Genomic DNA, 19,411 nt, shown 5'->3' with positions numbered 1-19,411 from the left:
TTTTTTAATGTATTTCAATCGCTAAAATTAAGGCTTTTAACGGAATAAAATTTAACGTGGTAATACGCCGTAGAGCATCAAATGAACAGTGTGTTCGATAGTACGTTGATACATACTACGGTTACGCAAGGTTTTGCCCGTAACCATTTCCATTTGGGTTGCGAAATCCGCATAGTTTTGCGTAATTGCCCAAATATTGATAATCAACAATTCAGGGTCAATCTCTGCCGACAATTTACCTTGCTCTTGCCAAGTTTGAATCACCTTGGTTTTACGCTTAAACAGTTTTTTTAATGGCCCTTTTAAGATCGGTAAAATATGCGGCGCACCTTGAATAATTTCGAGGGCAAATAAACGAGAAGCTTTTGGCTGATCACGTGAGCTTTCAATTTTTTGAATTAAATAGTGAGTCAGAGCTTCAGTTGGCTCAAGTTCTGATTCTAAGGTTTGTAAAGGAGCGAGCCATTTTTGCAGTACGGTTGTCAGTACTTCAACGTAAAGAGACTCTTTATTTTCATAATAATAGAAAATATTGGATTTATGCATATTTGCGAGCTGGGCAATCTCATCCAGACTAGCACCACTGAATCCATAGACGGAAAAAACATCGAGGGCAGCATTCAGCAGTTGATTGCGCTTTTGTGTACTTTTTTTCTGTTCCATCTGCGAGCTTGATTCAAAAAATGTCATTGACATTGTAAGATAAATTGTCCGATTTGTGCACAATAACACAGTTTTTTTGTCGAAAAATACGCAGTTCTAAGATGAATTGAAGCGATCTAATTGATAATACTTGAAATCTAAAAAATGAATTACATATTTTGTAAACAATTCAGTGTTAAATGCTGATCAACAAGCTCATTTTTTGATTCATATCCAGTGGGTTTTATGATCATGGTGCGGTTTTAAGTTGCTAAAACCGCATCTAACACTTGTTGTTCCAACTGCGCAAATGCAATAGTTTTCTTACGTGGTCGTGGTAAATTCACTTGAAATTGATGTGCAATATGTCCTTGATCTAGCAAAATAATGCTATCTGCCAATTGTACCGCTTCACTGACATCGTGTGTGACCAAAATTGCAGTAAAGCCTTGTTCTTTCCAAAGGCGTTCAATCAAGCTTTGCATTTCTAAACGCGTTAGAGCATCTAGTGCACCTAAGGGTTCATCCAGTAATAAAATACGTGGTGTGTGAGATAGTGCTCTGGCTAATGCGGCACGTTGACGTTGACCTCCAGAGAGTTGAGTTGGCCACTGTGTGGATTTGTCTTTTAAGCCTACTTTTTCTAATAAATTCTCAGCAAGAAGGTGTTGATCTTTTGGTAAACCTAATTGTACGTTGTGTAAAATATTTTTCCACGGAAGTAAGCGTGGATCTTGAAACATCACACGAATATCATCGTTTGTGATGCCTTCACGAAAGTTTCTTGCGGATTGAAACTTAATCTCGCCATAGCTAGGTTTTTCTAGTTGGGCAATTAATCGAAGTAAGGTGCTTTTACCACAACCACTGCGACCTACTATGGCGACAAATTCACCTGCTTGAATGTTTAAGTCTAAGTCCTCAAGTACTTTGACTTCACCATAAAACTTATACAGTTGTTCAATCAGAATATTTGCACCATTGCTATGGCTTGCAGTAGTCGATGCTTCAGATTCACCAAGGGGTTGAATCAAGGGATTTTCATAGAAATTTAAATTTAGATTGCTCATATCGTTGACCTTTTTATTTTTGATAGCCTGCATGCCAACGTAATAAAGATCGTTCTAGTGCTCGCGCTAATACATCTGCTAATTTTCCAAGTATGGCGTAAAGTAAAATACCGACCAAAACGATATCGGTTTGCAAGAACTCACGTGCATTCATGGTCATATAACCGATTCCTGCTTGAGCGGAAATCGTTTCTGCCACGATTAGTAGTACCCAAACCAAACCTAAAGCAAAGCGAAGTCCCACTAAAATAGAAGGCATTGCGCCGGGTAGAATGATCTCTTTATACAATTGCCAGCGATTGAGTCCGTAACTTTTACCCATTTCAATCAACTGAGGGTCTACCGAGCGAATACCATGATAGGTATTGATGTAGATTGGAAAAAATACACCTACCGCGACTAAAAAGAGTTTGGCTGTTTCATCAATACCAAACCATAAAATCACCAGCGGAATGAGTGCTAGCGCAGGAATATTGCGGATCATTTGCAGTGTAGTATCTAATAAGGTGGAAGCAATCCGTGATGAACCATTCAGTAGTCCTAGAACCAGTCCTAAACCGCCACCCACCAATAAACCAAGCAGGGCACGACCTGCGCTGACTTTGACATGATGCCAAAGTTCGCCACTGATCAGTAAGTGCCAAAAAGCACTCACTACAGCCGTTGGGGCAGGTAACACACGGCTTTGTAATAGACCTGAACTTGAAGCAGCTTGCCAAATCAGCAGCAATAAAATTGGAAACAACCACGGCAGGAAACCTTTGCCTATTTTTTGTGTTCCACGTGAAACATTATTTAGAAATGGCGTTGCACTCATGCCTCCTCCTTAACCAACGCTTTTGGTGTTTTGACCTCAGGCACATAGTTATTGGCAATGATTTCACCAAAAGGACCTGTGAGATGTGGTTGTGCCAGTTTCTCACGAGTTTTGAGTGGCAGAAGTGGAAATACTAATTCAGCAAAGCGGATCGATTCTTCCAAATGTGGATAGCCAGAGAAAATAAAGGTATCAATCCCCAAGTTAGCATATTCTTGAATACGTGCAGCAACAGTTTCTGGATCGCCGACTAAAGCCGTACCCGCACCGCCACGAACTAAACCGATACCAGCCCATAAGTTTGGTGAGACTTCTAATTGATCTTTACGCCCGCCGTGCAAAGCTGCCATACGTTGCTGCCCGACCGAGTCCATTTGTGCAAATTTTTTCTGCGCTGCTGCAATAGTCTCATCATCTAAATATTGAATGAGTTCATCAGCGGCAGCCCAAGCTTGTTCATTGGTTTCACGAACAATCACGTGCAATCGGATACCATAATTCAGGATGCGCCCTTTGGCTGCGGCTTTTGCTTTTAAATGGTCTATTTTTTCTTTTACTGCCGCAGGCGGTTCACCCCAAGTTAAATAAGTATCGACTTGTTCGGCTGCAAGTTCAGTCGCGTCTGCGGATGATCCACCAAACCAAAGGGGTGGATAGGGCTTTTGCACAGGTGGATAAAGTAATTTTGCTTCATCGACACTGAGTCGTTCACCATGAAAAGTAAACGACTCACCTGTATGGGAGCGAGTCAGAATTTCACGCCAAATTTTGACATATTCAGAGGCAGTCTGATAACGCGTGCTGTGATCTTCATATAGACCATCGCCCTTGAGTTCCTGTTCATCACCACCTGTTACAAGATTGAGTAAAATACGACCATTGGATAGGCGATCAAAGGTAGCAGCCATGCGTGCCGCCAATGCTGGTGTCGTAATTCCGGGACGTAGTGCCACCAAAAACTTTAATTGTTTGGTTGCATCAATGAGGCTGGCTGCTGTGATCCATGGATCTTCACAAGAACGACCCGTTGGAATCAATACGCCAGCATAACCAAGGTTGTCAACAGCAACGGCGATTTGTTTCATATAAGCATGATCGACCTGACGTGCGCCCTTGCTGGTGCCTAAGTAACGGCTGTCACCATGAGTGGGGATGAACCAGAAAATATTCATGTCGATATTCCTTATGAAGAATGAGATCATGTGAATGAGACAGATTGCATCGTGTTTTAGATGGCAATCTGCATGGGGGATAAAGTACTTTGATTGATCACAACCAAAACCGATGAGAAATTACCTAAAGTAGACTCTCAATTATTGAACTTGGTTTTTTAATACAGCATCTGCAATCACCAATTGCTTTGGAATTAATTTCTGAGCAAAAAAGGCATCAGCGACGTACTGCTGTTCTTTTGCGACTTTTTCAGAAATTGGCTGAACGCCAAAACCCATGCGAGAAATTGAAGTTTTTAAAACATCGAGTTCAAGTGCGGTTGGTTTTTCGAGTAATTTTGCAGCATCATCAGGATGGGTTTTTACCCAATCTGTGGTTTGATTTAATGTTGTCACCAGTGTTTTTAGAACTTCGGGATGTCCTTCCGCAAACTTACGATCAGCTAAATAGAATTGATGATTGTTGACCAAATGCTCGCCGTTTGCGATCACACGTGCATGGATTTGATGCTCTGCTGCTGCGAAGAATGGATCCCATATCACCCAAGCATCGACTGCGCCTTTTTCAAATGCTGCGCGAGCATCTGATGGTGGTAAATAAACAGGCTGAATATCATTTAAAGTTAAATTATTGGCTTCTAGTAATTTCAATAAAAGATAATGAACGTTTGAGCCTTTGTTCAATGCAATACGTTTACCTTTCAGGTCTTGTACAGATTGTATTGGTGAATCTTTTTGAACGATTAATGCTTCTGCGGTAGGTGCTGGTGGCTGATTTGCAACATAGACCAAGTTAGGATTTGCTGCTTGAGCAAAGATCGGAGGCGCTTCACCGGCCTCGCCAAATACGACACTACCTACATTTAAGCCTTCTAAAAGTTGGGGGCCGGCTGGAAATTCAACCCATTTTACATTGACACCCTGAGCAGCAAGATTCTTTTCTAATTCACCTTTTGCTTTGACAATCGGCAAAATGCCATACTTTTGAAAGCCGATATTTAATGTGGTGGTTTCTTGTTTTGGTGTTGCTTGCTGCTCAGGTTTTTTTGCACAACCTGCAACGCCCATTACGCCAGCAATAGTTGCTGCGATGATGGTTGAAGTTGCCCATGAGCGATTGATAAAAATAGCCATGTTGATTGTGCTCCCCAGAAAATTACAAGATCTAAATAAGTTGAGCAATTAAGCTAAAACTTTTTTTAATGCATAAAAAATAAATAATTGGGCTTTGCTTATGATGAAAAGTGCAAAATAGAAAAATAGATAATGTTATTGAGAAGATGAATAAGCATTGAAATTTAATTAGCACATAAGTTTTTGTTTTATTTTTTTATTTTTAAAAAAACAGTGCGCTTATTTTTCTAATGAGCTGAATAAAAATAGAAAAGAAAGAGGTCAAAAGATATCTTTATCAGAAATAAAGATATCTTCAGGTCAAATATAATTAGAACAAAACTTTTTTGAAGACTAAGGAATTACGCTGATAATTGTACAGCGCTTGTCGAGCATTCGGTAAATCATCAACACTTGCTGGGCTGAAACCCTGCTCTAAAAACCAATGTGCGGTACGGGTCGTGAGAACAAACAGTTGTTGAATACCTTGTTGTTTCGCTTTGGTTTCCAAAAATTGCAAAATTTGGCTACCACGATTCGATTTACGATAACTCGAATCGACAGCGACACAGGCAATTTCAGCAGATTTGATTTCACCTGATTCAGCAGGAATAGGATAGAGCGCTGCACAGGCTAAGATCATGCCATCGCGTTCAATCACCGCGAACTGTTCTATTTCACTTTCAAGACGTTCACGTGAACGATAGACTAAAATACCTTCCTGTTCGAGCGGACGTAATAAGTTGATTAAACCGCCAACATCATGAATATTGGCAATACGTACTTCTTCATAGTGGGCATCTGTGATTAAAGTGCCAATCCCGTCGCGTGTAAATAGTTCTTCAATCAAAGCACCATCATAAGTATATGAAATGAGGTGAACACGATGCACCCCAGACAATGAAGCTTGTTGAGCTTGTTTGAGGTGTAAGGCGAATTCTGGATATTGTGTTTGGTATTGTTGAATATAAGGCTCAAGTTGATACGAGCTTAATTCACGTAATAATTGTTGTTGCTCATTCATTAATCCTTGTTTTTCACCTAAGAAAATTAATTTATCGGCTTGTAGTGCAGTTGCTGTTTTGGTCGCGACTTCTTCCGTCAATAAGTTAAATACTTCTCCAGTGGTTGAATAACCTGTAGGTCCTAGTAACACAATATTGTGATTATCTAAGTGGCGTTGAATCGCATCGGTATCAATTGAACGGACTTCACCTGTGAGCTGAAAATCAACTCCATCCCGAATGCCATAGGGTTTAGCCGTTACAAAGTTACCCGAAACCACATCAATGCGAGCACCATACATAGGTGAATTTGCTAAGCCCATTGATAGAAGAGCTTCAATTTCTAAACGAATCGATCCAACTGCATTCATGACACTACGTAGTGATGCACGAGTTGTCACACGACGACTTTGATGAAAAGGCGTTTCAATTTGGCTTTCACGAAGATTTTGATTAATTTGTGGGCGTGCGCCATGCACCAAAATCAAACGAATCCCTAAAGAATGCAATAGGGCAATATCATGAATAATATGCTGAAAGTTCTGGTGTAAGACGGCTTCACCGCCAAACATAAGCACAAAGGTTTTATCACGATGGGCATTAATATATGGTGCTGAGTGGCGAAACCAATGCACATAATCTTGCGTTGTACTATGTGAAGTTTCAGTCATTTGGTTCGCCATGTTCATCTCAGATATACATCAATTTATCTGATTCTAACGAAAAAAATAAAAAGATAAATCTATTCCTAAAACAACGCTTCAACTTTGTACAGTCATCGTCTGAGAACGTGTTTAGAACCCCATGATGCGGATAATACTATTATCATCAGAGTTGACTAAAATAAAATCATTATTGATTTTATACCATTGCTCATTACGACCGGGACGTGGGAGATTATTATCTTTATAATCAACTTTATAGCCGTTTCCGCGATAATGTTGCGGCATGACGTAACCTGCTTGCCAGCGATGTTGTTTTAAACGCTCGACACCACGTTCTTCACGCATACGACGTTCACGCATACGGTTTTCATCATCTGGACGGTCAAAGTTACGACCTTGCCAGCCACCACCGCGTGAGTCATCATCACCATCAAAATGTGGACCTGCAAAACTACCCATACTACTCAATAGGGTTGTTGAACCTAAAACCAAGATAATGAAAAATTTTTTCATGATGCACCTTATGGACTTCGGATGTCTCTCATGTGAAAACTGTACCTTAAAAATGCAGAGAAACTGTGAAGATCAATTCATTATTCCATTAAAAAGATGGAGATCCTTAAGTAATTTCTCTAGAAAAGCATCATCGAAGCCCGTATTTAATATCATTTAAATTTATTATATTCAATTAGTTAAGATTGAGCGTCAATACTTTGCCCATTCATATCTAAACTATCATCACCCATCAAATAAAGATAAGCAGGCATAATGCTATCCGGCGTTGGAAGAATTTTTGGATCTTCCTCAGGATAAGCCTTCGCCCGCATTGCTGTACGGGTACCGCCTGGATTAATGCAGTTAAAACGAATGTTTGGATAGGTGTTTTCTGCTGCAAAAATCTTACTCATTGCTTCGATTGCAACTTTAGAAACAGAGTATGCTCCCCATAAAGCACGAGCTTCACGACCTACACTCGAACTGGTAAATACCACTGAAGCATGTTCAGATTTTTCAAGCAGTGGTAATAATGTTTGAGTTAACGCGAAAGGTGCACGTAAATTTACGGCCATGACATCATCCCAAACATCAACAGGGTAATCCGCTAGTTCAACTCGATCACCTAACATGCCCGCATTATGTAAAATTCCATCCAAGCGACCAAATTGTTGCTCAAGCGTATCGACAAGAAGCTCATAGTCATGACTGGATGCAGTTGAAAGCTGTAATGGCAATATTGCAGGCTGTGGTGCACCTAAACCTTCAATTTCATCATAAATGACTTCAAGTTTATTCAGGCTACGTCCATGCAAAACCACAGTTGCACCATGAAGGGCATAACTAAGAGCAGCAGCTCGACCAATTCCATCACCTGCACCCGTGATGAGAATGATACGATCTTTGAGTAGATCTGGACGAGGTTGATATTCTGAATATTTCATTGTTATGCCTCCTAGTTGTTATATTAAATATTTAGCTCATCATACCCTGATTTTCTGATAATGCAGAGATTTTCTGTTTGAGCAGTTGGTGTAATTCAGGGACAGTTTGAATAATTGCATCTGCTTGCCAAGCGTTCAGATCATCACGAGATTCTATTGGTAAATACCCGTAAGCTGCCAAAATGGTATACATCTCTGCATTTCGACCTGCATCAATATCACGTGGATGATCACCCACATAAATAATTTTTTCTGCATCGATGCCGAGATGCTGAGCTGCTAAATACATCGGTTCAGGATCGGGTTTGGTATGTGTGACATCTTCAGGACAAACCAAAACTGCACAGCGTTCGGTTAAATTTAATTCAGCCAATAATGATTCACTTAAACCACGTGGTTTATTGGTCACAATTCCCCAAGGAATCTGGTTTGCTTCAAGTTCTTCGAGCAGAGGATACATCCCAACAAATAAATCCGTATCCACCACAATATTGTCACCGTATACATCTAAAAAGCGCTGGCGATGACCTAGAAAGATGGGATCGGTCACATCCAATTCTGGATACACCAATTTGACCATTGCTCGTGCGCCTTCAGACACTTGAGTGCGAATGGTTGCTGCATCAACAACAGGACGCTGTTCATCACGGCACATTTGTTGAATGATGCGAATAAAATCAGCAGCAGTGTCGATCAAAGTACCATCAAGATCAAATAAAACGGCTTTCATTAGACACCTGTATTTGTGGTATGAACCATATAATTCACATCTACGTTGGGTGCTAACCAATAATGCTTAGTGATAGGGTTATAATGTAAGCCCGTCATTTCTTTTAGACTCAAGCCTGCGTTACGAATATCATGCGCCATTTCTGAAGGACGGATAAATTTATGATAATCATGCGTACCTTTTGGTAACAAACGTAGGACATATTCTGCGCCAATAATTGCGAATAAATATGATTTTGGATTGCGATTAATGGTCGAAAAGAAGACGTGTCCACCCGGTTTAACCAGTGTTTGACAGGCTTTGACAATTGAGGCTGGATCAGGAACATGTTCCATCATTTCCATACAGGTCACTACGTCATATTGTCCTGCTTGTTGTTGCGCTAACTCCTCGACTGGGATTTGACGATATTCAATATTTTGCACATTGTCTTGCTGTGCGTGTAAACGTCCTACAGCAAGCGGGGCTTCGCCCATGTCGATCCCTAAAACATCAGCGCCACGACGAGCCATACTTTCTGCCAAAATACCGCCACCACAGCCAACATCAAGCACTTTCTTACCTGCTAAACCACCAACACGTTCGTCAATCCAATTTAAACGTAAAGGATTGATTTGATGAAGTGGGCGGAACTCAGAATGTTGATCCCACCATTTGGCAGCCAATGCTTCAAATTTTGCGATTTCTTGTGGGTCAACATTCAGTTGTGACATGGAAATACCTCTGTATTAGGATGATTATTTCGGTTTAATCTGTTGTTAGTGTAGCGCTTCTTGAAAAAAAAGCGATAAATCCAATAAAAAACTTCACACAAGCAAAACGAATTAGTCGTGTTTGATTTATATTTAGCATATAAACTTACGAAAAATGCTTAGAGGAAAAGCAAACTCAATGAAAAAGTTAGTATTAGGTGGTTTAAGTGCAGTGGTCATGGCATTTTCAATGAATGCAATGGCTGCGGATTTTGTAGCGGGTAAAGACTATACCGTGGTTGCCAATCCGGGTAAAACAGCTGCGCCAGCGGGAAAAATTGAAGTACGTGAATTCTTTTGGTACGGTTGCCCGCACTGCTTTAAGCTTGAACCACATATGCAAACGTGGTTAAAGAAGATTCCAAGCGATGTATATTTCCTCCGTACGCCAGCAGCTATGAATAAAGTATGGGAGCAGGGTGCTCGAGGTTACTATGTGTCTGAGGCACTAGGAGTACGTAAGAAAACCCATATTCCATTATTCCATGCCATCCATGACGGCGGACAACAAATTTTTGATCAAGCATCACAAGCAAAATTCTTTGCCCGTTATGGCGTGCCTGAACAGAAATTTAACAGTATGTTTAACTCTTTCCCAATTACTGCAAAAGTGGCTGAGTCAAATAAATTGGCACAGCAATATCAACTTACGGGCGTACCTGCCGTTGTTGTAAACGGTAAGTATGTTGTGCAAGGTGAAGATGGCAAAGTGACACAAGTTGTTGATTACTTATTAGAAAAAGAACGCAAAGCAAAATAGTTCGTACGATGAACAGTAAAAAAGGACTGCAGTAGCAGTCCTTTTTATTTAGTTTTGATCGATTTGTAAATCTTTTAAATCGATTTGAACTTTTTGTGTCGGTAAAGACAGAGCTTGGTTTACATACAGGTTAATCAGCTTCTCACGAGAACCAATTGAACGCTGGTAATAGCTTGAATTCAATAGCAAAGCTGCGCCGTAAGTCAGAGACCAAATATAGGAAAGATAATCACGAATCGACATATCATAATTCTGTGATTTTAAATATTTTTCAGTCATATCTTTGAGCGAAATAATACGCTGTTGACGGATCGCATAAAGCTCATCGAACAAATGTTTGAGCTTGGACTCGGTCATCGTCAGATGCTCTTCTAACTGATGCAATAAAATCGTGCGACTTGGTGAGGTTAAATGATAAAGCATATAACGAGGCGCATATTCTTTAACATCAGTGTTATATTTTTCTGAAATTTTTAAAATTTCTTTTTCATTTTGAATAATCAGTTCCAACAGTAATTCATTTTTACTGCGGAAATGTTTATATAAAGTACCTTTAGCAATATCTAGCTCGGCAACCAGTTCATCCAAGGTCATTTCTTGGTTATTTTCTAATAAAAGTTTTTCCGCAACCTGCAAAATTTTTTCTTTACGAATTAAGAACTGAGTATGACGATCAGGATTCATGATGCTTATAAGCTCCTCATAGTGTTCTAAACGGCATTTGCATTAGTGTCTTATCAATCATAACGCTAAGCAATGCTTTTATATATCAAACTTTAGCTTTGATAAGATCAGGCGTTTTGTGGTTCCCAGTTCGAGATACCTCGGAAAAGTAAGCGGACTTGAGTCGCTGCATTGTCAATAAATAAGTTTTGTTGTTCTAACAAACGATCAATTGGAAATTGTTTCGGTAAGTTGATCCACGTCATTGCCCATGTAAATGACATATTAATCAAAATCGTGGATAACACTTGTAAATCTTTGGCTTCTTGAATGTGTTTAAAGGTATCGAGTTTACACAAATCAATTGCAAGATCTTCAATCAAAAATTCAATTTCACGCGCAATTGCGATACGAACGGTTTCAGAGCCACCCCAACGTTCTGCAATCATAAATTGCCATTGTTGTGGGCTGTGATTGACGGCCTGTACAAACAATTCAATGCTTGTCCGTGTTTTAGCAGATCCGCTATGTTTTAAATAGCTTTGCCCCAATTGATGAATCAAGCTTTTTAAATGCAAAGACACTTGGTCAACCAGTTCTTGCCCTAATGCCTCCATATCTTGGAAATGACGATAAAATGCCGTTGGGACTAAGCCAACTTCACGTGCAACTTCACGCAAACTAATACTACTAAATGAACGTCCAGAAGTACTGAGGTGGAGCGCTGCATCAAGTAAAGCCTGACGACTCTGTTGTTTTCGTTCATCTCTAATCGACATGAATAAGATCCATTAAAACCATACGCTAGAGTCTAGCAAAAAAAACATGATTTTTTTAGCTTTTATCCATTGCTAAATCATATGCATTTGTGGTTTTAGCAAAATAAATCGTTTTTTTTAAAAATAATAAATGCTAGATCGTGATCAATTTTCAAGAAAATTTAAATGTTTATAGGGATGAATAAAAAATATTCAAAAAAATAGTGAACAGGTGTTGACTCAGTGAGCACAAATAAATATAGTGTACACATGTTCACTACACGAACATTTGTTCACTCAAAATAAATAGCCAGATACAAAACGAGGAACGTATGAACGCACAGTTAAGTTATCAGCCACATTGGGTTAGAGAAGATTTTGTTGATTTTATCCTTGCAAAGGTTAACCCGATGTGGACTTTGCGCCGCATTATGGCAAAAATCGAAGCGATTGAGCCTATTGCCGATGAAATGATCAAGGTCACTTTAAGCAGTAACAATAAATTTACAACCTATCAGCCAGGTCAATTTGTAATGGTGACGGTTCGTATTGATGGTGTGCAGCATCAACGAGCGTATAGCTTGGTGAGTTCACCAAGTCACGACAAATTGGTATTAGGTATCAAAAAACAAGGTCGAGTATCTAACTATTTAGCCAACAGCGCACGTGCTGGTGATGTGATTGAAATTACTCAGGCGATGGGCGAATTTACGCTAAAAGACTTTGATACAGAAGAAGGTAAACAACCGATTCTTTTGGTATCTGCGGGTAGTGGTATTACGCCGATTATTCCGATTGCGAAACAGGCATTAGCACGTTCGAATCAACCTGTGACGTTGATTTATTACTCACGTGATCCAGCGTTCCGTACTGAATTGGAAACACTGGCAACAGAATATCCGCACTTTGACCTACACATTATTGTCGATAGTGCTGAACAACCTGCTTATTTTGATGAAGAAACTTTGGACCGTTTGTGTGCCGATGCTGTTCAACGTCAAACCTATGTGTGTGCTGCTCCAGGATTGATGAAAGCGACACGTCAAATTTGGGCGAAGCGTGGTTGGTTAGACCGTTTAACACAAGAAAGCTTCTTGCCAGTGACGATGGATGTGGATGCCCAAATCCAACCGGTCAATTTCCGTCGCAGTATGCAAGAGTTTGAAGGCCGTGGCAACTTGTTAGCCAGCGCTGAAGCTGCGGGTTTGAAACCATCTTTTGGTTGCCGTATGGGGATTTGTAATACCTGTGTTTGTACCAAGGTCAGTGGTGCAGTGAAAAATCAACTTACAGGTGAAATCGATAACCAAAACAATGTGCAAATCAAGTTGTGTGTGAGTGAAGCAGTCAGTCCTGTTGAGATTGACCTTTAACTCATATTGACCAGATAGAGAATAATATTATGAACATGATGACAGTAAATCCGACTAAAACGATTCCTCCAATCAAATTTGGTGGTAACACAAGCCGTGCATTAACACCAGAAGAAGTACAAGAGTTTGGCCGTAAGATTGATGCCATCCGTACTGAAACCATGGCTAAAATTGGCAAAGAAGATTCTGATTATATTTATAAAGTACGTAACTTTGTACGTTACACCGAAATTGCATCGCGTGGCATGTTGATGTTTGGTGGTTGGATTCCACCTGTTTGGTTATTGGGTACCGTTATGCTAGGCGTATCTAAAATCGTTGAAAATATGGAACTCGGTCACAATGTGATGCACGGTCAGTTTGACTGGCTAAATGATCCAACCTTGAACGGTGCAACCTACGACTGGGATACGGTGTGTACGGGTGAAGATTGGAAATATACCCATAACTATAAGCACCATACCTATACCAATGTTGTTGGCATGGATCATGACATTAGCGGTTATGGCGTAATGCGCATGAGTCGTGAGCAAAAGTGGGAACCTCGCTTTTTATTCAACGTACCAACAGGTTTTGTATTATCAACGGGTTTTGAATGGCTATTGGCTTTGCAACGTTTAGAGATGGAAAAAGTGTTGTTTGATGGCACCAAAACTTGGAAAGAAGTGTATGTAGAATCTAAAAATCTACGTAAAAAGATGGTGCGTCAGTTTGGTAAAGATTATGTATTGTTCCCATTGATCGCGGGCCCAATGTTCTTGCCAGTATTAGCAGGTAACTTTGTTGCCAATCTGATCCGTAACTACTGGGCATCGACCGTGATTTATTGTGGTCACTTCACAGAAGACTCTGAAATTATCACTGACAATATTGATAATGAAACCAAAGCAGAATGGTACTTACGTCAGATTCGTGGTTCAGCAAACTTTACTGGCGGTAAAATCATGCACTTCTTGAGTGGTAACTTGAGTCATCAAATCGAACATCACTTGTTCCCTGATGTACCTGCCAACCGCTATCAAGAAATGGCACCTAAAGTACGTGAAGTCTGTGCAGAGTTTGGTCAACAGTACAATACAGCGCCGTTTGGATCTCAAATTGTGAGTGTATATAAACGTTTGGCGATTCATTCTTTGCCTGACAATGTGGTTGACCGTTTGGGGGCGATCAAGCATAGCCTTGTTGACGCAGTGAAAAGTATGTTTGGTAAAGCTGCTTAATCAAGATTGAGCGTCGTTTGAGCCATCAAGCGATGCTCATCACCAATAAGTAAAAGGGAAAGTACGAGTAATTGAGATATACTATGGTGCAATTATATTTGTGCCATCGTTTTAAGGAATCATTATGCGTATTGACCAAAGAGCATTAGACCAGTTACGTGAAGTAAAAATCACCCGTAACTATACCCGTTACGCAGAAGGTTCAGTTTTGGTTGAATTTGGTCATACCAAAGTGTTGTGTACAGCAAGTATTGATAACTCAGTTCCACGTTTCTTGAAAGGTAAAGGGCAAGGTTGGGTGACTGCTGAATACGGTATGTTGCCACGTTCGACACATACACGTAGTGACCGTGAGGCAGCGCGCGGTAAGCAAACAGGACGTACCCAAGAAATCCAACGTCTCATTGGTCGTAGTCTTCGTGCCATGGTGGATTTGAAGAAGTTGGGTGAGAACACGATTACGATTGACTGTGATGTGATTCAAGCAGATGGCGGTACTCGCACAGCAGCCATTACAGGTGCAGCTGTGGCTTTAGTTGATGCCATGAATGTGTTACTGAGCAATAAAAAGATTAAACAAGACCCATTAAAAGGTCTCGTAGCAGCAATTTCAGTAGGAATGTACCAAGACGAAGTTCTACTCGATTTGTGTTACGAAGAAGATTCAAATTGCCAAACGGATTTGAATGTGGTGATGACACAAGCGGGCGAATTTATTGAAATTCAAGGAACGGCAGAAGAGAAACCGTTCACTCGCCAGCAGTCTAATGCCATGTTAGAGCTTGCAGAAAAAGGAATCGCAGAATTGATTCAGAAGCAACAGCAGGCACTCGGTTGGTAATCTCCAGTTGATAGTGCGGGCGGTCTGGTATGTTTAGACCGCCTTTTTTTTATTTATCAATTTAGATGCTAATGAAGCATAAACCTATAAATACCCAGGAAAATGAGTATAAGCCAAGTCAAAAGTCCAACCATAACAGATCAACACTGACCTGTTGCCAAGGGCTGTAACAGCAAGCAAAAAATAAACAGGTCAATTTATTCCTCAACATAAAATCACACAATCTTTGCAGTTTGTCACATAACCCATTTATTTGACTCATTTTGGATTGATAGACTAGAAAAATTAAGAATAAATAAGGAAGGGGAACATGGTACAAGTTTTTCTAGTGTTATTAACTGCAGTGACTTTTGTGCTAATGGCGGCAGATCCACGACCTACTGATTCAGCTGAAGCTAAATCAGCGTGGACTGAGAAAGTCGAAACAACAAACATTTCGACTTCTGATGAACTTAAAACACAGTCATCGGATGATGATGCTTAGAATATTTAAGCATTAAAACGCATAGATAAGTCTACAGCGCGAACATCTTTAGTGAGTACGCCCATTGAAATATAGTCGACGCCTGTGGTTGCAACTTCGCGCAAGTTTTCAATTGTAATATTACCAGAAGCCTCTAATTTACAACGCCCCGCAACATGCTTGACCGCATCAATCATTTGTTGCTGGCTAAAATTATCTAACATCACGATATCTGCACCAGCTTCAAGTGCTTGGTTTAACTCGTCCCAAGTCTCAACTTCTACTTCGACAGGTTTACCTGGTGCAATGTCATGTGCTTTGCTAATCGCTTGAGCAATACCACCAGCTGCCATGATATGGTTTTCTTTAATTAAGAATGCATCAAATAGACCTAAACGATGGTTCTGTCCACCACCCACAGCAACTGCATATTTTTGTGCAATACGTAGACCGGGTAAGGTTTTACGTGTATCAAGCAATTTGGTATTTAAACCCTCAAGTTGTTGCACATAATTTGCAGTTTTAGTCGCCACAGCAGAAAGAGTTTGAATGAAGTTTAAAGCAGGGCGTTCCACAGTCAGTAAACTACGCGCAGAACCAGCGAGTTTTAAAAAAGCCTCATTTGCAGCAACATGCTCACCTTCTTGTTTAAGCCATGTGATCTGTACGGAGTCATCATACGCTTGAATCAGCGCATTGACCCAAGGCTGACCAGCTAAAACCATATCTTCACGGGTAATAATCGTTGCGGTTGCTTGCTCTTCTTCAGGGGTAAGCATTGCGGTAATATCACCATCCCCAATATCTTCTTGTAATGCTTGTTGAATATTGATTTGAATAGATTGTTCAAGCAAAGATTGAGGAATACTCATACCCGTTCCAGTATATTTATGACCAAAAAACTTGTGCGATATATTAGCACCCTCCTCATAAAAAATAAGTATTTCATCTCGATTATTCGTGATAAAGCATGTCAGAATGCAGTAGATAAACATTAAATTGCTGATTCGGGTCATAATGCAACAGGCTAAATTTACTCAAGTGCAAGATGGAAAATTAATCGGTGCGACCCAGATTGCATCACCTAATTTTAATACTCGTCCTGATGATACGGATATTCAACTAATTGTTATTCATAATATTAGTTTGCCACCCTCACAGTTTGGTGGAGGCTATATTCAGCAGTTTTTTCAAAATAAATTAGATTGGTCTATCCATCCATATTTTCAGACCATTGAAGGGATGCAGGTATCCGCACATTTGCTGATCTTGCGTACAGGAGAGGTCATTCAATTTGTAAACTTTAATGACCGTTCATGGCATGCAGGACGTTCCAGTTATCTGGCTCAAAAAGAATGTAATGACTATTCGATTGGCATCGAATTAGAAGGCAGCGATGATTTGCCTTTTGAAATTGAACAATATCAGGCTTTGGTAGAAGTCGTAACGCTACTGCGACAGGCCTATCCAAAAATTCAGAATCATATTGCAGGTCACTCTGATATCGCCCCAAAACGTAAAACTGATCCTGGGTTATATTTTGATTGGCAATTATTCCGTCAATTACTATCTAAAAAAACTTCGTCGAATTTATGATTTCACAACGAAATCTATTTTGACTTTCATTACAATAACGCTTTTTAAAAGATAAGCCGTAGGTGAATGCGATGGCATTGTGGCGATCGACTGTCATTGTCAGTGCAATGACGATGTTATCCCGAATTTTGGGATTAGTGCGTGATGTTGTGCTACTCAATGTATTTGGTGCGGGCAAGGACTTCGATACTTTCGTTGTTGCCTTTCGTATTCCCAACTTTTTTCGGCGTTTATTTGCGGAAGGGGCATTTTCTCAAGCCTTTATTCCTGTTTTAACCGAATATAAAACCAGTCGTGCGCATGCCGAAGTTCAGATTCTCATCAGTCGAGTTTTTGGTTGTCTACTCACAGCAATGTCATTATTGACGTTTGTCGCAATGGTTGCTGCACCTGCAATTATTTATATCTACGCACCCGGATTTCATAACGATCCTGAGAAATTTGACCTTGCGGTTGATATGTTTCGTCTTACGATTCCCTATCTGATGTTCATGTCATTAACGGCTTTTGCGAGTAGCATCTTAAATAGTTATGGTTCATTTGCATCGCCAGCCTTTTCACCTGTGTTGCTGAATCTGGCAATGATTGCAGGGGCGTGGTGGCTAACGCCGTATATGGCTGAACCGATTATGGCATTAGGATGGGCTGTTGTGGTTGCAGGTGTTTTGCAGCTCGCGATTCAGATTCCTGAGTTATGGAATAAGAACTTACTGATTCCCCCGAAAGTTGATTTTAAACATGAAGGTGTTAACCGTATTTTAAAACTGATGTTACCTGCTTTATTTGGTGTATCAGTCACGCAGATCAACTTATTGCTGAATACAATTTGGGCTTCATTCATGCAAGATGGTTCAGTATCGTGGTTATATAGTGCTGAACGTATGACAGAGCTGCCATTGGGTTTAATTGGCGTAGCAATCGGTACAGTGATTTTACCTTCGTTATCAGCACGTCATGCAGAACAAGACCAAGCTAAATTTAAGAGCATGATCGATTGGGCAGCTAAAATTATCATGCTTGTTGGTATTCCTTCGAGCATTGCATTATTTATGCTGTCGACACCGATTATTCAAGCCTTGTTCCAACGTGGTGAATTTACGTTGGAAGATACACGAATGACAGCATTAGCCTTGCAATGTATGAGTGCAGGGGTGATTTCATTTATGTTGATCAAAGTATTTGCACCTGGTTTTTACGCTCAGCAAGACACCAAAACCCCTGTTCGTGTCGGTTTGATGGCAGTGGCTGCGAATGCGATTTTAAACGTTGTCTTTATCGGTTTCTTTAAATTAATTGATTGGCATGCAGAACATATGGCTTTAGCTTTAGCATCATCAGGCTCAGCTTTGGTGAATGCAGGCATGCTGTATTTTTATTTGCACAAACGCAATATCTATCGTTTTGGAACGCATTGGAAGAAACTAGCGCTCCAATATGCAATTGCGAACATCACTATGATTGTCGCGCTTTGGTATGGTTTAAGTTGGTATCAAGGCGATATTTCACAATGGTTACGCATCGCTGAAGTGGCTGGTTTATGTGTAATTGGTGTGGTGGCCTATGTGATTGGATTATTGATTACAGGTTTTAGACCAAGACAACTTAAGCATTAATATAAAAAAACCTCCTGTACAGGAGGTTTTTTCTTATTTTACTTCTAGTAATTCAATATCGAAAATGAGTGTGCTATTTGGCGCAATCACATCGCCTGAACCCACTTCGCCATATGCTAAATTTGCTGGAATAAAGAAACGACTCTTACCACCCACTTTCATGGTTTGAACACCTTCAGTCCAACCTGCGATGACTTGGTTAAGCTTGAATTCAACTGGATGATTTCGTGCAATTGAACTGTCAAATACCGTATCGTCTAAGAGTCGTCCTTCGTAATTTACTTTTACTGTTGAAGTTGCTTTAGGTGATTTGCCTTTGCCTTCTTGGATCACTTGGTACTGTAAACCTGATTTGGTGGTTATAATCTCAGCTTTCTTTGTATTTTCAGCTAAAAACGTTTTTCCAATTTGCTCATTTTTTTGAGCAAGTTCCTGAAATTCTATCAGTTGTTTTGCTTCGAGACGCTTTTTATATTGGCTTAATAGGTTAATCATTTCTTCATCAGTTAACGATGCAGACTTACCTTGTATCGCTTCTTCTAGACCTTGTGAGATTGTTGCAATATCAAGATCTTTTAATGTCTCTGCGTAACTCTTACCAATTAAATAACCGTAACTATATCCTAACTGATCTTTTTGTGGGCTTTTTAAAGTAATGGGTGCTGCATGTGCTGTGCTCATCATTGAGGCGATTAAAATCAAACTTAGTTTTTTCATTAT

General features: G+C 40.1%; 21 protein-coding genes. 7 read left to right on the top strand and 14 right to left on the bottom strand.

What is annotated here, in order from left to right; translation table 11 throughout:
- Positions 1-51 precede the first annotated feature (51 nt).
- The 10 genes from ACN19N_RS15415 to ubiG form a co-directional block, all read right to left on the bottom strand.
- Positions 52-663 (bottom strand): TetR/AcrR family transcriptional regulator, encoded by a 612-nt coding sequence (locus ACN19N_RS15415; RefSeq protein WP_420001713.1) that lies wholly within the window; start codon positions 661-663, stop codon positions 52-54.
- A gap of 242 nt (positions 664-905) precedes the next feature.
- A complete protein-coding gene (locus ACN19N_RS15410) occupies positions 906-1,712 on the bottom strand; it encodes an ATP-binding cassette domain-containing protein (RefSeq protein ID WP_420001712.1) in 807 nt (268 codons plus the stop codon).
- Between the two features lie 13 nt (positions 1,713-1,725).
- Positions 1,726-2,529: an aliphatic sulfonate ABC transporter permease SsuC gene (gene ssuC / locus ACN19N_RS15405; protein ID WP_420001711.1), complete on the bottom strand. Its 804-nt coding sequence runs from the start codon at positions 2,527-2,529 to the stop codon at positions 1,726-1,728.
- Positions 2,526-3,701, bottom strand: coding sequence for an FMNH2-dependent alkanesulfonate monooxygenase (gene ssuD / locus ACN19N_RS15400; RefSeq protein ID WP_420001710.1), 1,176 nt, complete (start codon positions 3,699-3,701; stop codon positions 2,526-2,528). Before ssuD ends, ssuC begins: the two co-directional genes overlap by 4 nt.
- Before the next feature lie 141 nt (positions 3,702-3,842).
- A complete protein-coding gene (locus ACN19N_RS15395; protein WP_420001709.1) occupies positions 3,843-4,835 on the bottom strand; it encodes a sulfonate ABC transporter substrate-binding protein in 993 nt (330 codons plus the stop codon).
- Between the two features lie 310 nt (positions 4,836-5,145).
- Entirely contained in the window at positions 5,146-6,501 is a 1,356-nt protein-coding gene (gene argA, locus ACN19N_RS15390) for an amino-acid N-acetyltransferase (RefSeq protein ID WP_420001708.1), read from the bottom strand.
- 111 nt (positions 6,502-6,612) lie between these two features.
- Positions 6,613-6,996, bottom strand: coding sequence for an RcnB family protein (locus ACN19N_RS15385; protein WP_250753703.1), 384 nt, complete (start codon positions 6,994-6,996; stop codon positions 6,613-6,615).
- 179 nt (positions 6,997-7,175) lie between these two features.
- Positions 7,176-7,922: a YciK family oxidoreductase gene (locus ACN19N_RS15380; protein ID WP_269229182.1), complete on the bottom strand. Its 747-nt coding sequence runs from the start codon at positions 7,920-7,922 to the stop codon at positions 7,176-7,178.
- 31 nt (positions 7,923-7,953) lie between these two features.
- Positions 7,954-8,652, bottom strand: coding sequence for an HAD family hydrolase (locus ACN19N_RS15375; protein WP_420001707.1), 699 nt, complete (start codon positions 8,650-8,652; stop codon positions 7,954-7,956).
- Positions 8,652-9,365, bottom strand: coding sequence for a bifunctional 2-polyprenyl-6-hydroxyphenol methylase/3-demethylubiquinol 3-O-methyltransferase UbiG (gene ubiG / locus ACN19N_RS15370; protein WP_004665360.1), 714 nt, complete (start codon positions 9,363-9,365; stop codon positions 8,652-8,654). The genes ACN19N_RS15375 and ubiG overlap by 1 nt, the downstream gene beginning before the upstream one ends.
- Before the next feature lie 178 nt (positions 9,366-9,543).
- On the opposite strand from ubiG, the gene ACN19N_RS15365 reads away from it, so the two are divergent.
- Positions 9,544-10,164, top strand: a complete 621-nt coding sequence (locus ACN19N_RS15365; RefSeq protein WP_005218967.1) for a thiol:disulfide interchange protein DsbA/DsbL — start codon at positions 9,544-9,546, stop codon at positions 10,162-10,164.
- Between the two features lie 48 nt (positions 10,165-10,212).
- On the opposite strand, the gene ACN19N_RS15360 is transcribed toward ACN19N_RS15365, so the two are convergent.
- Positions 10,213-10,848 (bottom strand): TetR/AcrR family transcriptional regulator, encoded by a 636-nt coding sequence (locus ACN19N_RS15360; RefSeq protein ID WP_004665358.1) that lies wholly within the window; start codon positions 10,846-10,848, stop codon positions 10,213-10,215.
- Positions 10,849-10,955: 107 nt separating this feature from the next.
- Positions 10,956-11,606: a TetR family transcriptional regulator gene (locus ACN19N_RS15355; protein ID WP_018678343.1), complete on the bottom strand. Its 651-nt coding sequence runs from the start codon at positions 11,604-11,606 to the stop codon at positions 10,956-10,958.
- Positions 11,607-11,917: 311 nt separating this feature from the next.
- Between ACN19N_RS15355 and ACN19N_RS15350 the strand changes: the two genes are divergently transcribed.
- The 4 genes from ACN19N_RS15350 to ACN19N_RS15335 all read left to right on the top strand — a co-directional run bounded on the left by ACN19N_RS15350 (position 11,918) and on the right by ACN19N_RS15335 (position 15,503).
- Positions 11,918-12,958 carry a ferredoxin reductase gene (locus ACN19N_RS15350; RefSeq protein WP_269238811.1) on the top strand — a complete coding sequence of 347 codons (1,041 nt, stop codon included), beginning with the start codon at positions 11,918-11,920 and terminating at the stop codon, positions 12,956-12,958.
- 29 nt (positions 12,959-12,987) lie between these two features.
- Positions 12,988-14,178 (top strand): fatty acid desaturase family protein, encoded by a 1,191-nt coding sequence (locus ACN19N_RS15345; protein WP_269229176.1) that lies wholly within the window; start codon positions 12,988-12,990, stop codon positions 14,176-14,178.
- 124 nt (positions 14,179-14,302) lie between these two features.
- Positions 14,303-15,019 (top strand): ribonuclease PH, encoded by a 717-nt coding sequence (rph, locus tag ACN19N_RS15340; protein WP_269229175.1) that lies wholly within the window; start codon positions 14,303-14,305, stop codon positions 15,017-15,019.
- Between the two features lie 310 nt (positions 15,020-15,329).
- Complete coding sequence (locus ACN19N_RS15335) at positions 15,330-15,503, top strand: hypothetical protein (protein WP_269229174.1); 174 nt, start codon at positions 15,330-15,332, stop codon at positions 15,501-15,503.
- Between the two features lie 5 nt (positions 15,504-15,508).
- Here ACN19N_RS15335 and nadC read toward each other — a convergent pair whose 3' ends face one another.
- Positions 15,509-16,354 (bottom strand): carboxylating nicotinate-nucleotide diphosphorylase, encoded by an 846-nt coding sequence (nadC, locus tag ACN19N_RS15330; protein ID WP_269229173.1) that lies wholly within the window; start codon positions 16,352-16,354, stop codon positions 15,509-15,511.
- 145 nt (positions 16,355-16,499) lie between these two features.
- On the opposite strand from nadC, the gene ampD reads away from it, so the two are divergent.
- Positions 16,500-17,078, top strand: a complete 579-nt coding sequence (gene ampD, locus ACN19N_RS15325; RefSeq protein ID WP_420001706.1) for a 1,6-anhydro-N-acetylmuramyl-L-alanine amidase AmpD — start codon at positions 16,500-16,502, stop codon at positions 17,076-17,078.
- A 62-nt stretch (positions 17,079-17,140) separates the two neighbouring features.
- Positions 17,141-18,691: a murein biosynthesis integral membrane protein MurJ gene (murJ, locus tag ACN19N_RS15320; protein ID WP_420001705.1), complete on the top strand. Its 1,551-nt coding sequence runs from the start codon at positions 17,141-17,143 to the stop codon at positions 18,689-18,691.
- Between the two features lie 33 nt (positions 18,692-18,724).
- Here murJ and ACN19N_RS15315 read toward each other — a convergent pair whose 3' ends face one another.
- A complete protein-coding gene (locus ACN19N_RS15315; RefSeq protein WP_420001704.1) occupies positions 18,725-19,408 on the bottom strand; it encodes an FKBP-type peptidyl-prolyl cis-trans isomerase in 684 nt (227 codons plus the stop codon).
- Positions 19,409-19,411: the final 3 nt, after the last annotated feature.

Source organism: Acinetobacter sp. LF10 (assembly GCF_048585715.1).
Lineage (GTDB): Bacteria > Pseudomonadota > Gammaproteobacteria > Pseudomonadales > Moraxellaceae > Acinetobacter.
This window is presented reverse-complemented; position numbering and strand designations above follow the sequence as displayed.

Bases quoted from the DNA above. Each gene is read 5' to 3' on its own strand.
- ACN19N_RS15395 (WP_420001709.1), bottom strand. From the start codon at position 4,835: ATGGCTATTTTTATCAATCGCTCATGGGCAACTTCAACCATCATCGCA.
- ampD (WP_420001706.1), top strand. From the start codon at position 16,500: ATGCAACAGGCTAAATTTACTCAAGTGCAAGATGGAAAATTAATCGGT.
- ACN19N_RS15385 (WP_250753703.1), bottom strand. From the start codon at position 6,996: ATGAAAAAATTTTTCATTATCTTGGTTTTAGGTTCAACAACCCTATTG.
- ACN19N_RS15415 (WP_420001713.1), bottom strand. From the start codon at position 663: ATGGAACAGAAAAAAAGTACACAAAAGCGCAATCAACTGCTGAATGCT.
- ACN19N_RS15360 (WP_004665358.1), bottom strand. From the start codon at position 10,848: ATGAATCCTGATCGTCATACTCAGTTCTTAATTCGTAAAGAAAAAATT.
- ACN19N_RS15410 (WP_420001712.1), bottom strand. From the start codon at position 1,712: ATGAGCAATCTAAATTTAAATTTCTATGAAAATCCCTTGATTCAACCC.
- ACN19N_RS15365 (WP_005218967.1), top strand. From the start codon at position 9,544: ATGAAAAAGTTAGTATTAGGTGGTTTAAGTGCAGTGGTCATGGCATTT.
- ACN19N_RS15345 (WP_269229176.1), top strand. From the start codon at position 12,988: ATGAACATGATGACAGTAAATCCGACTAAAACGATTCCTCCAATCAAA.
- ACN19N_RS15380 (WP_269229182.1), bottom strand. From the start codon at position 7,922: ATGAAATATTCAGAATATCAACCTCGTCCAGATCTACTCAAAGATCGT.
- ssuD (WP_420001710.1), bottom strand. From the start codon at position 3,701: ATGAATATTTTCTGGTTCATCCCCACTCATGGTGACAGCCGTTACTTA.
- ubiG (WP_004665360.1), bottom strand. From the start codon at position 9,365: ATGTCACAACTGAATGTTGACCCACAAGAAATCGCAAAATTTGAAGCA.
- ssuC (WP_420001711.1), bottom strand. From the start codon at position 2,529: ATGAGTGCAACGCCATTTCTAAATAATGTTTCACGTGGAACACAAAAA.
- ACN19N_RS15315 (WP_420001704.1), bottom strand. From the start codon at position 19,408: ATGAAAAAACTAAGTTTGATTTTAATCGCCTCAATGATGAGCACAGCA.
- ACN19N_RS15355 (WP_018678343.1), bottom strand. From the start codon at position 11,606: ATGTCGATTAGAGATGAACGAAAACAACAGAGTCGTCAGGCTTTACTT.
- ACN19N_RS15350 (WP_269238811.1), top strand. From the start codon at position 11,918: ATGAACGCACAGTTAAGTTATCAGCCACATTGGGTTAGAGAAGATTTT.
- argA (WP_420001708.1), bottom strand. From the start codon at position 6,501: ATGGCGAACCAAATGACTGAAACTTCACATAGTACAACGCAAGATTAT.
- nadC (WP_269229173.1), bottom strand. From the start codon at position 16,354: ATGAGTATTCCTCAATCTTTGCTTGAACAATCTATTCAAATCAATATT.
- rph (WP_269229175.1), top strand. From the start codon at position 14,303: ATGCGTATTGACCAAAGAGCATTAGACCAGTTACGTGAAGTAAAAATC.
- ACN19N_RS15335 (WP_269229174.1), top strand. From the start codon at position 15,330: ATGGTACAAGTTTTTCTAGTGTTATTAACTGCAGTGACTTTTGTGCTA.
- ACN19N_RS15375 (WP_420001707.1), bottom strand. From the start codon at position 8,652: ATGAAAGCCGTTTTATTTGATCTTGATGGTACTTTGATCGACACTGCT.